The organism is Buttiauxella brennerae ATCC 51605, from assembly GCF_001654925.1.
Classification (GTDB): domain Bacteria; phylum Pseudomonadota; class Gammaproteobacteria; order Enterobacterales; family Enterobacteriaceae; genus Buttiauxella; species Buttiauxella brennerae.
On the sequence record NZ_LXER01000015.1, the window covers coordinates 34,317 to 47,322 of the forward strand.

The 13,006-nt window shown below is 55.5% G+C and carries 9 protein-coding genes; 2 read left to right on the top strand and 7 right to left on the bottom strand.

Translation table 11 applies throughout. The annotated features are described in order from the left end of the window. Positions 1 to 106 precede the first annotated feature (106 nt). The 4 genes from M975_RS07335 to M975_RS07345 all read right to left on the bottom strand — a co-directional run bounded on the left by M975_RS07335 (position 107) and on the right by M975_RS07345 (position 4,538). Positions 107 to 1,792 (bottom strand): ABC-F family ATP-binding cassette domain-containing protein, encoded by a 1,686-nt coding sequence (locus tag M975_RS07335; RefSeq protein WP_064558369.1) that lies wholly within the window; start codon positions 1,790 to 1,792, stop codon positions 107 to 109. 108 nt (positions 1,793 to 1,900) lie between these two features. Beyond that, positions 1,901 to 2,071, bottom strand: coding sequence for a hypothetical protein (locus tag M975_RS22900; RefSeq protein WP_157093347.1), 171 nt, complete (start codon positions 2,069 to 2,071; stop codon positions 1,901 to 1,903). A 14-nt stretch (positions 2,072 to 2,085) separates the two neighbouring features. Further along, positions 2,086 to 3,552, bottom strand: a complete 1,467-nt coding sequence (locus M975_RS07340) for an aldehyde dehydrogenase (RefSeq protein ID WP_064558373.1) — start codon at positions 3,550 to 3,552, stop codon at positions 2,086 to 2,088. A gap of 83 nt (positions 3,553 to 3,635) precedes the next feature. Beyond that, complete coding sequence (locus M975_RS07345) at positions 3,636 to 4,538, bottom strand: LysR family transcriptional regulator (RefSeq protein ID WP_064558376.1); 903 nt, start codon at positions 4,536 to 4,538, stop codon at positions 3,636 to 3,638. A 97-nt stretch (positions 4,539 to 4,635) separates the two neighbouring features. On the opposite strand from M975_RS07345, the gene M975_RS07350 reads away from it, so the two are divergent. Beyond that, on the top strand, positions 4,636 to 5,601 hold the full coding sequence (locus M975_RS07350) for an NmrA/HSCARG family protein (protein ID WP_064558380.1): 966 nt from the start codon (positions 4,636 to 4,638) through the stop codon (positions 5,599 to 5,601). Positions 5,602 to 5,652: 51 nt separating this feature from the next. Here M975_RS07350 and M975_RS07355 read toward each other — a convergent pair whose 3' ends face one another. The 3 genes from M975_RS07355 to M975_RS07365 are packed head-to-tail and all read right to left on the bottom strand — an operon-like array spanning position 5,653 to position 12,095. Further along, positions 5,653 to 7,785 carry a virulence factor SrfC family protein gene (locus tag M975_RS07355; RefSeq protein WP_064558383.1) on the bottom strand — a complete coding sequence of 711 codons (2,133 nt, stop codon included), beginning with the start codon at positions 7,783 to 7,785 and terminating at the stop codon, positions 5,653 to 5,655. Beyond that, the gene (locus M975_RS07360; protein WP_064558386.1) at positions 7,782 to 10,754 is read right to left on the bottom strand and encodes a virulence factor SrfB; all 2,973 of its coding nucleotides are present in this window, start codon (positions 10,752 to 10,754) and stop codon (positions 7,782 to 7,784) included. Before M975_RS07360 ends, M975_RS07355 begins: the two co-directional genes overlap by 4 nt. A gap of 3 nt (positions 10,755 to 10,757) precedes the next feature. Beyond that, positions 10,758 to 12,095, bottom strand: coding sequence for an SrfA family protein (locus tag M975_RS07365; RefSeq protein ID WP_064558389.1), 1,338 nt, complete (start codon positions 12,093 to 12,095; stop codon positions 10,758 to 10,760). Between the two features lie 197 nt (positions 12,096 to 12,292). Here M975_RS07365 and M975_RS07370 point away from each other — a divergent pair, with 197 nt between their 5' ends. Then, on the top strand, positions 12,293 to 13,006 hold the full coding sequence (locus M975_RS07370; RefSeq protein ID WP_064558392.1) for a glutamine amidotransferase: 714 nt from the start codon (positions 12,293 to 12,295) through the stop codon (positions 13,004 to 13,006).

The window sequence follows — 13,006 nt, forward strand, 5'->3', positions numbered from 1 at the left end:
GACACAACGATTGCACAGACCTCCGTAGGCCGGATTAGCAAACGCTATCCGGCACCAACCCTTACTCCATTTCCAGCCGCAGATTAAGCGCGGCTATCTCCGCTTGTCATTGCTGCTGTAGCGCCGGTTTCTGGTGGCTTTGCTTGCGCGCTAAATCCTGTGCAAGTTTCTCCTCCAGTTCGACCAGGCGTTCCAGCCAGCTTTCGGTTTCCGAATGAACCTGAACAACCGTTGGCGTCACATTATTTTGTGACGTTGTCACGACTTCGCCATGGTCACCCGTCAACTGCTCGTACAGTCCATCGAGAGAGTGCCACTCGCTTAGCTCGCCGTTATCCATCAGCCAGAAGCGATTACAGCTTTTGGCGATTAACGTCCGGTCGTGCGTCACCAGCAACACGCCACCCTCGTAACTTTGCAGCGTTTCAGCCAGCGCCTCTTTACCTTGCATATCCAGGTGGTTGGTTGGCTCATCAAGCAAAAGCAGTGAATAACGCGCAAGCGTCAGCCCAACGAAAAGCAGGCGTGAACGCTCGCCACCGCTGAGGGTGCTGACCGTTTGCCCGTGGCGCAGCCAGGCAAAACCGGCGCTGATTAACGCCATTTTACGGTCACGTTCGGTTAACGCCGCGAACGGCTCCAGCGCTTCCAGCAGCGTATCGTTGTCACGCAACTGGTGCAGCGTCTGGTCGTAATAGCCCATATCGACACGAGGATGCAGGCGAATCCCGCCATCTTCGTGCGGCTGCTGATAATGCTGCCACAGCAGGCGCAGCAGTGATGATTTACCACAGCCGTTACGCCCGATTATTGCCACCCGATCACCACTTTTCATACGTTGTATCGCAAGCTTAAACAACGGCGGGCAATCTGGCGCCGGGCTGACGGCCAGGTTTTCCATTTCCAGCAATCTGTCTGCCGGTAACGCTTCACCTTTGAGTATCAATTGCCATTGGTTTGCGGCGCTGAGTTCAGTCTGGCTGTCCTTTAACTTGTCGACGCGCTTTTCCATCTGCTTGGCTTTGCGGGCGAGATCTTCGTTGTCGTAGACTTTGCCCCAAATAGCCAGGCGCTTTGCACTGGCGGCAATACGGTCAATTTCCTTTTGCTCGGCCTGGTGACGATGAGCATCGGTTTTATCGCGCTCAACCAGTGCGGCACGTGCCGCCGAGCAGGGTAACTGGAAGAAACTCAGCTGCTGGTCGCGCAGGATCCACGTACCGTTGGTGACATTATCCAGCAGGTGCTGGTCGTGAGAAACCAACACAAAGCTGCCGTTCCAGGTCCGTAAAAACTGCTCAAGCCACAGCAGCGTCGGCAGATCAAGGTGGTTACTCGGTTCGTCCAGCAGCAGCAAATCCGGCTCAGTGATCAACGCGCGCGCCAGTAGTAACCGCGTGTGCTGCCCACCGCTGAGTGTTCCGGCGGTCAGTTGCCAGGCCGTTTCATCAAACCCCATGCTGGCTAAAAGTGCTTGTGCTCGCCAGCCGTCGGTGTGCTGTTGTGCAGGGCTTAGTCGCGCCATCACGGCATCCAGCAGCGTCAGTGAATGCAAATCTTCCGGCAAATGCTGTTCCACACGCGCCAGCAGGCAGTGATGCGCACGCGTCACGCTGCCACTATTGGGTAATAGAGTGCCGTCGAGGAGTTTGAGAAGGGTACTTTTTCCGCAGCCGTTGTGGCCGATTAAGCCGAGGCGGTCGCCTTTTTTTAACGTAAAAGTGACTTCAGCCAACAGCGGGCCGAATGCGGTATCTAGGCTAAGAGATTGTGCGGTTAATAATGTGCTCATTTTGCTTACTCAAGAGTCAGGCGATAAAACGCCTCGTCAAATATTTCTGACGATAACCCGGTAAGCCCGAGGGAAGGATTTTCAGTGGTGTGCTTCGCTCAAGCCGGATTATCGCAGTGCGATATCGATAACGCTTGAGCTATGACGATCGCCAAAAGTCTGCGAAATAAACAACATTTCACAAAACAGCATGGGATCCTCCTTATATTCAGTTGGTTGATGGATGAGCAAATCCTGGCAGAAATCATCAATAAATGCCAGCGGGCCAGGCGCTGGCATACTCTATTTGTGACTCAAAACGGTAGTGAGCGTGGCTGCATTTGCATCGTTATCCAGCGTAACTCAGTAAACTCTCTGACCCCTGCAAGCCCGCCGAAACGCCCATATCCCGAATCTTTAACCCCGCCAAATGGCATCTGCGCTTCGTCGTGCACCGTTGGGCTATTGATATGGCAAATGCCGCTTTGAATACGGCTGGCAATATTCCACGCCCGCGCCGTGTCACGGCTGAAGACTGCTGCTGAAAGGCCCAGATCGTTGTCGTTGGCGATTGCCACCGCCTCGTCGTCGCTTTTTGCACGGATCACGCCTTTTACCGGCCCGAAGGATTCTTCGTGGTAAATCCGCATTTCGTTGGTGACAAAATCCAGCACCGTGGCAGGCATTAATGTTGAGTCGGCTTTACCACCGCAGACAATTTTCGCCCCTTTTGCCAGTGCATCATCAATCAAATCATTGCAGCGGGAAACCGTCTGCACATCCACAACCGAGCCCAGAACAGTCGGGCCGAGGCGCGGGTCACCGCAGGGTAAACTGGCAGCTTTAGCGGCAAATTTTGCCACAAACTCATCAGCGATACGTTCGTCCACCACAACTCGCTCGGTCGACATACAAATTTGCCCCGAGTTTGCAAAAGCCCCGAAGGCTGCGCAGTTAACGGCCAGTTCAATATCGGCATCGTGCAGAACCAGCAATGGCGCTTTGCCTCCCAGCTCTAAAATGACAGGTTTGAGATAGCGTGCACAGGTTTGCGCGATGATGCGCCCGACGTGCGTCGAGCCGGTAAAATTAACCCGGCGAACAGCCGGGTGCGCAATCATGGTTTCCACCACGGTTGCTGCATCTTGCGGGGCATTGGTCACGAAATTGACCACGCCTGCCGGGAAGCCCGCTTCATTGAGCGCATCGATGATCAAGCCATGGGTTGCCGGGGATATTTCAGAACCTTTCAGCACCACACAGTTGCCGCAGGCAAGTGGGGTGGCGATGGCGCGAACGCCAAGGATCACGGGCGCATTCCACGGCGCCATGCCCAGCACGACGCCTGCAGGCTGGCGAATGGCCATTGCGAGGTTTCCTGGCACATCAGACGGGATAACTTCGCCGTTGATTTGGGTGGTGAGTGCGGCGGCTTCACGCAAAATTCCGGCAGCCAAATGCACATTAAATTCTGCCCACTGTGCGGTTGCGCCGGTTTCAGCGGCCATTGCGGCAACAAATGCAGCCTGTTTTGCCTCAAGTGCATCGGCGGCTTTCAGCAGCAGGGCACGGCGTTGGTTTGGCCCGGTTTGTGACCAGCTGACAAAAGCCTGGCTTGCGGCTTCAACCGCGGCGCACGCGTCATCAGCCGTGGCGGCAGGCGCGATGGTGGCAACGTGTTCATCAAGTGGATTGCGGCGCTCAAACGTCGCTTCATTCTGCGCACTTACAGACTGGCCGCCAATAAGCATGGAAATAGAGACAGGGGATGTGTTGTGCATCTGACACCTCTTTTGTTATTTAAATGTTAAAGTGCCATCGAGTGTAGTGAGAATAAGCCGATTTTCCCAGCAATTTAATGTGGTTACGTGCCCGACATTACCTGTGCAATCAACTCTCTAACCCAACGATGCCCGGCGTGCCCGTGGCTGCGTTCGTGCCAGACCAGGCTGACGTCAAACTGCTCTGCAAGCCAGGGTAATTCCGTGACCGTCAGTTGCTGCGGTTGTGCCAGTAATAAGCGGCGCGGAACCAACGCGACCATGTCGCTCACCGAGACGATTTGTGGCACGAACATAAAAGTTGCCGCCGACATCACCACATTTCGCTTGTGTCCGAAGGTGGCCAGCGCGTCGTCAATGGGGGTGGTAAAGCTGCCGCCAGTGGGTGAAACAATCACATGCTCGAGCTGAACAAACTCTTCGATGGTGAGGTTTTCTTTGAGTGCCGGATGGTCACGCCGCCCAATCAACACGTAAGTTTCATCAAACAAATGGCGGCTGCGCAGGTGTGCTTTTGAAGCATCTTGTGACGCAATGGCGATATCAACTTCGCCGCTCGCCAGTTGCTGTTCAAACAGCACCGGATGGTAGGGGCGCACGGCAATACGCACGCCTGGCGCTTGTTTCCGCAGCGCTAACACCAGCGGCATTACGATGGCGGCCTGGGTGTAGTCGGTGCAGCTAATGGCGACGGTCAGTTTCGCACGCTCAGGGTGAAAATCTTTGTGGGATTGCAGCGTGTGCCGCAATTTTTCCAGGGATTCGCGCACCGGAATAATCAACTCAAGCGCCTTTACCGTTGGCGTCATTCCTCGCCTGGCGGGGATCAGTAATGGGTCATCGAATAAATCGCGCAGGCGGTTAAGTTGTGCGCTGACCGCAGGCTGGCTGAGATGGAGTCGTACCGCCGCTTTGGTCACATTCTGTTCGGCAAGTAATGCTTCGAGTGTCAGCAGCAAGTTTAAGTCAATGCGTGTGGTATCCATCTGGTGGATTCCTTAATATAAAATATACGATTTCTCTTATCCCTCAGCGCTCCCGATAATTCAAGCCAGAAACGTAAAAATCATCAGGAGCAGAACTATGTCAGCAAATCACAAACCACTGATCACCGTTGTCGGCGCATTGAGTAAACAAGGGCGCAGCGTTGTGCGTTCGCTGCTGGAAAGTCAGCGTTACCAGGTGCGGGCATTAACCCGGCGAGTGGATTCCCCGCAAGCGCAGGAGCTCGCACATTTAGGGGCTGAGCTCATTAATGTGCCGCTGGAGTTAGGGCACAAAGAAGAATTAATTCAGGCTTTTAATGGCGCACATGGTGTGTTTATGCTGACGCCCGGCATCACCCCTGAAGCGGTTAACGCGCAGACCCATGAAGCCGCGTTAGGCAAAGAAATTGCTGATGCGGCGGTTGAAGCAGGCGTACAGCACCTGGTTTTCAGCAGCCTGGAAAACGTTGGGCACATCACCGAGGGCAAAAAATGGGTGCCGCACTTTACTGATAAAGGCCAGATTGAGGAGTACATCCGTACGCTGCCCATCGCCAGCTCATTTATTATGATGGCGTTTTTCTATACCAACCTGCTTGAGTATTACCAGCCGCGTCAGGCCGACGACGCATTAATTTTCCCAATCTATTTACCTGAAGATTTTCGCGCGCCGTTTGTTGACCCGCTCACGGCAACAGGCCCAGCTGTGCTGGAGATTTTTGATAACCAGAATAAATACACAGGCCGCACATTGCCGGTAATAGGCGAGATGCTCACACCTGCTGAAATGGTCGAAACCTTTAACCGCGTGACGGGTAAAAAGGCGGTTTATAGCTCGGCGGTGACGCGTGAAGAATTGCTGAACCATTTCCCGGCGTTTGCACAAATGGGCGGGTTAGTGGAAGAAGTCATCGGGATGGCCGAATACGCCGTTGAGTACGGTTATTATCAGCAAGAGCGCGATTTACAGTGGAGCCGCCAGATAAACCCGAATGCATTAACGTGGGAGCAGTTCTTACACACCACGGGCTGGCAGGGCGAGGGGCACTCTTTCGGGCTTTAAGTGAGAAGAATGGATGTCGCTGGCACCAGCGACATCCGCCATAACGCCGGGCTACACCAGTAGCTCGCGCAACTGCTGGCGTTGTTGCTCGCTCACTTCCAGCGGATGGCGATAACCGATGTTTTCCACGGCACGCGAATATAACGCCACCAGCCAGTCGTAAACATACAGTGTGTTGCCTCGTGCCGGCTGATCGCCTAAACGCACCAGACGTGTGCTGGCAGTGGCTTGCTTAAGCGGCGCGAAAACAGGCGAGCCTTTATTCACACGGCTTGCCGGGCGCAAAGACGGTTCAACATGGGCGTATCCCAACCAGCTGACAAAATCCCCCAGCACCGCGCTCACACAGGTGATTTCCTGCGCCATGCTGCCGTCGCCGTGGCGCAGCGCCGCTTCAAGCTGTTCCGGTAATTTCAGCCGGTAACTGGCGACGACCAGTAACTGACACAGAGCCTGTAGTTGGGTATTGTCCATCCCCGAAAGGTGGGCGATGTCCCGGCGAGTGGCAAGCTCACGCAAATGGTTCACCCAGAGTAAATGGACCACGTTTGCAAAACTGTCCGGGCCGCGCGTCAGCGTTTCGTTATGGTCGGTGTCGGCAAACAGGTCGATATCCAGACTAAAGCCAGCGGGTTGCTGGTTACGCATTTGTTGGTGACTCAACCAGCGTTGCTGCAACACATGGCGTGCCGGAAGCAGGCTGGCAAGCAGTTCACCATGCTGAGTGGCATGGGATTGCAGCGCACGGACCAGCTCTTCGGCCTGAGCGCGGGCGCGTTCCGGCGCGAGGTTTTGGTCTTCAAGAATATGGCTGAAAAGGGCGTTGATCTCGTCACTCAGCGCCGCCTGTAACATCTCCATGCGCAACGTGCGTTGTGCCGGAACCAGCGCATCGGCCAGCCATTCCAGCAGGCGGTGCATGTTACGGCTGTCCAGCGCTTGCAGCGTTCCCCAGCGTTTACCCGGCAGTCCAATGACACGCTGCACGCCCTCATCGAGATTGACACCGCTGAAACGGGCATCGCGCGGCGTAATTGCCCAAATCAGCCCCGGCGTGGTGGCGTTGCTGGCCTGAGTTTTATCGACCCAACGAGCCAGCATTTTACCTGCGGCGTTAACTTCTCTGCGCTCGGCTGCCGCGTTGCACACCACCAGTTTGTCGGGCTGCAAATAGTGCGCGTAATCGTCGAGTTGTTGCAGCGGGATATCGACCACATCCACCTGTGTAAGTTTTGGCGAGTGGTTGAGTGTTAAGGTAATTTCAGCGCAAAGTTGCTGTAAATCCTGCTGGGCAAGGCTGACTTGAGTGCCGACATCAACGCCGAACAGAGGGCAAACCATCACGTCGGCACTGATTTCAGGCTCGTCAGGGGTGGTCGGGATCAGGAAGCCTTCGACCGGCAGCAGGAAGGTATCCACCAGCAAACTGGCTGGAGCCAAAACCTGGTGAGCGTTACCCAAATGATTCAGCGTTTCGGCAAGCTGCTGCCAGTGTGAAGTGATAGCCGCGTTATCGCCCCATAGCGGGGCCAGCAGGGATGCCTGATCTGCACAGCTCAGCCACGGCAGCAGTTCCGCCATTTGCTGCCACAAAGCACTATCCAGATGGTGCTGGCGGCGCACAACCTGATGGTAAGTCTGCGCGATATCAGACACCTGTGCTGGCGTAAGTCCCTGCATGCTTTGTGCCTGGCGCTTCGCCTGAAGTTCTTTAAGTTTTGCAGCAATCACTTCTGGCTGTGCGAAGCGTGTCGCATCCTGGGCGTGATACTGGCGAATCATGCGTTGGGCCAGGGTGAGGGTATGGAACAGCGTCAGCAGCAGCGGGTAATGTTCCGCTACCGGCAACTCACGGCGCGTAAAACGCACGGCAACGCTGGGCGCATGCCCTGGGTTAATGTGCGTCAGGTAATCCAGCACTTTCCCGCCGAGCGAAATTTCGATGCGATCCAGGTTATCACCCAGCAGCGTCGTCAACAGGTGATGTTTACCCGCAACGGAGTGGCCATATAAACCAATTGTTAGTGGTTGCTCCGCCTGTAAGTCGAGTTGTTGCTGGCGCTGCTGTAAAACAGCCAGCTTTTGCAGCAAGCTATCGGCTTCGTTTTCTACCAACGGCACAGATTCACGCGTCTGTTGGATCCAGTTCACTAAAGGGTGAAGCGTTGAGTTTGTTGGTTTCATTTTTGATACACGCTCCCGCTGTCAATCCAGTAATGGCTGGCACCGCTGTAGCTTCCTGCCAGGGTATTCAATTTAAAACTCAGCTGGTTGAGCGGCACTTTGCTGCCGTCCTGCAACCAGGCTTCTGCCAGCACAAAGGCGTCAGCTTCGCGGGTTTGTTGTAAACGCACGTTCAGCACACCTTCGCCCGCAATGGATTTCGCCAACTGCGGCGAGTTAATCGCGAGGGTATACAGCGGCGTTGCAGGCCAGCGGGCGTCATCAAGCTGGCGGAACCCGAGACAAGCGTTGCCGCGCAGTGGGAAATGCAGGCGGGTATCGAGTGTCGATCGGGGGTCATCGAGATCGATATCGCGATACCAGACGTTTTTATCCACCAGGGTGTTGTTACCGTCGAGCATGCCGAGATAACGCACGGTGGAGTAAGCCTGAATGTCCGACGCTTTGAAGTTAAATCCGGGCAAGCGCAAGTCCATCGCCAGACTGCACAACATCGCCCCCACGGCGGCGGTCGATTTCGGGTTGCCAATACGCCCTTGCTGACTGAACGGATACCATTCATGAGTCTGATAGTTATCCAGCCAGACGATGCGGTTCACCGGCACCGGTTGTTGGTAGCGCAGCAGTGCCTGCACGCCAGGCAAACAGCCGGGGCGACCGGTGACCAGCAGCACATCACAGCAGTAGTGGCTTATCACTTCACACAGCGCCTGTAATGGGGCGGTGAGCGTAAATTGCCCGGCAAGCAACGCCTCTTGCAGCGATGCCAGTTCAACGTGTAATGGCACGCTGAACAGATCAAACGGCGGCGCATCGGCTGGCAGTGCGTGCTGCACCGCTTGTTGAACATAGTTGATCACATTATCGGTCGGGCGCTGGGTTAACAGCTCGCCAAAGGTGGCTTCAAGTGTGGCATGGCTGTCGTCAGGGTCACTATTTTCCCAGCACGACAGCACCGCGTGGCCGAGCGGAATAAACAGTTGTAGCGCGGTTTGTTGGCGCAGTGTGCCACGGGTGTCCATGCGCCCGGACTCACCAAACAGCGTGGTCATCAATCCGGTGGTGTCGACCACACCCGCATGGTGAATTTGTGCCTGAAGTGCCGGGAGCACGCAGCGCTGGATAACATCCAGCAGAATGTCATCGCCCGCGACTTTGAAGCCTTCGCGGAACAGCAGACGCGGGGCGATTTTCACATTGCTGCCCACGCCGTCATCGAGCTGATACTGCGTGATAGCCATGTCGGTCGTGCCACCACCAATATCAATCGAGGCCACGCGCAGGGTTTTACCCGGCAGTTCATCGGCGGCTAATTTGCGGTCCGGGCGGGCAAGGCTCTGGAAGAAATTGCCCGTCTGCCCGGCATAGTTAACCAGTGCTTCGTTATATAACCACACCAGTTGCCCGCAAGTGGCTTCATCCCACTCCATCTGCACATCCGGTACCGGCACCACACTTTTCTGAAAATCGCGCTCGCTGGTGAAACCTTCGTCAGTCGGGTGCCACTCCATCGCTTTCCACACCAGGCCAACCGCTTCCTGCATCCGCTGGCGGAAGATTTCACGCTCTTGTTTTGGCATCGCCGAGGGTAAGGTCAGGATCAGGTGGCGTAACTGGCGAGGTGCATTAAGGTGGCCCATGCTCTGGCGCGAACCAACGCTGTTGATTTGCATCAGCGCCTGCGCCAGTAATTCGCACAGCATTAATGTCATCAACGAACTGCGGCTGTATTGCGGTGAGAACACCGGGAGGCGGTCTTCTAACGGCAGGGAATAGAGCGGTTGCCCGTCATCGTTCATCAGGTTCATTAAGGGATAAGCGGTTGCCAGCGGTTCGCGTTGGGTTTTCACCCCCATCTGGCTAAAGCGCCAGTCCTGGTTGGCTGGGGTTTCATCCCACAGGTAGCGGCGCGGGCTGGAGATGCCGCTTGCACCGTCGGTGCCTAAACGGGCAGAGGCCATACTGCGGGCCTCATCGCCGACACGGGCAATCGATGGCCAGATAAACGCATCGTCGCGGCCACTTTCTACCGAGAAATGCTGTTTGCCGAATTTCGCTTCCGAGAACTCGAGGCGGCTGGTGAACATCGCTTCGTTGATGGTTTGCGGCTCGCTGAGCGAGCGAATTTGCAGCTCGGCGGTCTGGCGTAGGCCATCGTTTGCTTCGCCATGGTCTTCAATCAACACGCCGCAGGTGTGGGTGTTGCCGACATCGAGCACCAGATCGACCGGGATCGCTGGCGATTGCAGCGTGGCGGTGACGATTTTCACTTCCGGCACGGCAAGCTGTGCGCCAAGCATTTCAATAATATTGAGGTAATGCGCCTGATACTCGAAGGTTTTCAGCGCGTTGCTGATTTCACGCTCGGTGCGTGTTTCATGGCGCGAGACAAACTGCGTGAACACTTCACGCAGCCAGCCATCGACCCAGGTCTGGTCGATAAAATCGTTAATTTCTTCGTTGTGCCAGGCAAGCGCGAAGCGCGCACCGTTTCGCACATCATTTTGCGTCGGGGCCAGATGCGCCGCCGGGTTGTCGTCGGCGAGGATTTTGGTGTCCAGAGCAATAGTGATGCGCACGGTATTCCCGGCGGAGTCAGGCGTTTCAAGGCAGCGGATCTGCACCCGCGCCCAGTTTTCCGGGCCACCAACAAACGTGCGCGGCGGGTTAAAGCGCAGGAACGGCAGCGGCAGCCAGGTTTTATCCAGCAGTTTTAACGAATGGCCAAGTGTAATGGTGCTTTCTGGTTTCACGACTTCAGGCGCGGAACCCGACGTACCCGGCAGGGTAAATTTTCCCGGAATGACATCATAATCCAGGCGCAGCAGCGGACCGTTTGCCGTTTTACGCACAAAGCGCCCGGTATGCGGGGCATTTGGCTGCGGCGCAAGGCCGAAGTCCAGAAACTGAATACCGCTGTCTTTGATGAGCGTCACGCTCGGCTTATAGGGATACAGAGTGGCAAACATCGATTAATCACCCACTTTTTTAAACGTCACGGGAACCACGGTGTCACCCGCGTATTTGCCACTGCATTCGGCCACATCGTTCTCACCAGGCTTGCAGGATATTTCCGGCAGCGGATAGCGCGAACCATCGCTGCAACGTGCATTGCCACGGGTTTTGATCATTAACGTGCCGGACTGCATCAGGCCGGAGAACGTTTCCGCTTTGCAGACAATGTTGTCGCCGTGCACCAGGCGCACAGTGCCTTTGTTATTGGTGATTTGGTAACGCAGCGTGGGCGGCTTGCCGGTTATCGAATCTTTGACATTGATAGCCACACGCCAGTTGCCATTCAGGAACTTGGTGGAGCCGATTTTTAATGAATCAGGCGGTAAAACTAACGCGCCTTTGGGGATATCGACAGGGGCGGTTGAGGCAACAGCATCGGGTTCAGTTTGCGGCGCAGGTTCCGGTGCCGCAGGCTCAACAACTGCCGCTTGCGCAACCGGCAGCGTGGAAACATGGGCAACCGGTTCGGCCTGAATTTGTGCCGGGGCAATGGCCTTTGGTTTAACTTCAACAGCAACTTTGGCTAAAGGTTCGGCATGGGGCGCCGATACCAGATAATAAGAGAGCGGGGCGGCAATGCTGGCAACAATGGCGGCGGCAACGGGCAGTAACCAGCGTTTTGGTTTCTTCGCGGCAATCACTTCTGGTATTGCTTCTGGAGCGGCGGTTTGCTCCGGTGCTGTTTCGACGTGCGGCGCGGTGTAGGCTTGCGCGGCCATGGAATAGAGCGGTTCATCAGGTTCGCTGATGACGATAACCGGTGGCGCGGCTGGTGGTGGCTCAGGAAGGAACTCGATAACAGGCTCTTGTTCTTCGCTCACGCGCAGGCAATCCAGTGCGTCGGTGCGGGCGCTGCTGTTGAGGTTCACAAAACCCCAGAATGTCAGTACCGGTTTGCCGTCTATCAAGTACACATGCTGGCTGCCCGGAAACTGCATTGCATTTGCCAGCAATGAACCAAACAGCTGGATGGCGGTTTTTTCAGCTTGCTGGCAGCGTTGAATGAGCGAGGCGACATTGGTCTGGCAGTTATCCAGGTAACGCAGGGCTTTCTTGCGTTGCTCGTCACTGGCCGCCGCCCAACTGATGACAGACCCCTCGCAGGGTGCGTACCAGTCCACCCGGTCGCCTTCATCATTTGGCTGAGGGATCGCCAGGCTATCGACCACCGCTTGCTGTTTGCGTAAGCGCAATGTCTCGCGAATTTGTAGCGCTGAGTCAAACACCGTCTGCCCGTTTTCGCCAAGCGAAAGAAAGTCATCAAGGCATCCGCTGCGCAATAATGTTTTTGCCACGTCATCAATCCCGCTGTTTTCAGCTCAACTTGAGCCATCTTCACACTTTCCATTTTACGGATTTCCGGCGCAGGCAAACGGCCCAATAGGCGGCACTTTTTTCTAATTCTCGGGCGATTGCACTTAAGTCATTGGGTGACCCTGCGTTTTTGTGCTACTGATTATTCTTCCCCAAAAGCTAAAAGGGCCTTCAATCCATGACACAAAACTTGCCGCTATTATTGGTTCAAATGGGCCATCCGCCGTTAGATATTCGTAAAGCCGTTGGTGAGCAACCGGCCTGGTTTAGCGCTGCGTTGGGTGATGTTGGCCCGATCAGCGTGGTGTGCCCATTTGAAGGGGAGCCGTTGCCCGCAGTGGGAACGTTTAGTGGTGCGGTGATTTCTGGTTCGTGGGCGATGGTGACGGAACACGAAGCGTGGAGCGAGCGCACCGCCGAGTGGCTGCGGGAGATTATTCAGACAGGCATACCCGTGTTGGGCGTCTGTTATGGGCACCAGTTGATGGCCTATGCGCTAGGTGGCGTGGTGGATTATCACCCTAAGGGCAGCGAAGTCGGGCAAATTGCCGTCACGCTGAATGATGTGGCACCTGATGATCCGTTGCTTAACGGATTGCCGAAGACATTCGATACGTTTTTAAGCCATGAGCAGAGCGTCCTTGAACTGCCTCCAGGTGCCGTGGTTCTGGGCGCATCACATCATGATCCGCACCAGATAATCCGTTATTCACCCAGCGCTTTTTCAGTGCAATTCCATCCAGAATTTAGCGCCCCTGTGATGAATAAAATCATCACAAGTCGCAGTGAAAGGGTGGCGATGAAAGGCAAAGACCGTGATGCATTATTGGCTGCGGTGAATGACACGCCGTTCTCGCGAGCGATCCTGCAACGGTTTGTTGCATCATTGTAA

Coding starts and splice junctions, on each gene's coding strand:
- M975_RS07350 (WP_064558380.1), top strand. CDS start 4,636: ATGTCAGCAAATCACAAACCACTGATCACCGTTGTCGGCGCATTGAGT.
- M975_RS07340 (WP_064558373.1), bottom strand. CDS start 3,552: ATGCACAACACATCCCCTGTCTCTATTTCCATGCTTATTGGCGGCCAG.
- M975_RS22900 (WP_157093347.1), bottom strand. CDS start 2,071: ATGCCAGCGCCTGGCCCGCTGGCATTTATTGATGATTTCTGCCAGGAT.
- M975_RS07345 (WP_064558376.1), bottom strand. CDS start 4,538: ATGGATACCACACGCATTGACTTAAACTTGCTGCTGACACTCGAAGCA.
- M975_RS07360 (WP_064558386.1), bottom strand. CDS start 10,754: ATGTTTGCCACTCTGTATCCCTATAAGCCGAGCGTGACGCTCATCAAA.
- M975_RS07335 (WP_064558369.1), bottom strand. CDS start 1,792: ATGAGCACATTATTAACCGCACAATCTCTTAGCCTAGATACCGCATTC.
- M975_RS07370 (WP_064558392.1), top strand. CDS start 12,293: ATGACACAAAACTTGCCGCTATTATTGGTTCAAATGGGCCATCCGCCG.
- M975_RS07355 (WP_064558383.1), bottom strand. CDS start 7,785: ATGAAACCAACAAACTCAACGCTTCACCCTTTAGTGAACTGGATCCAA.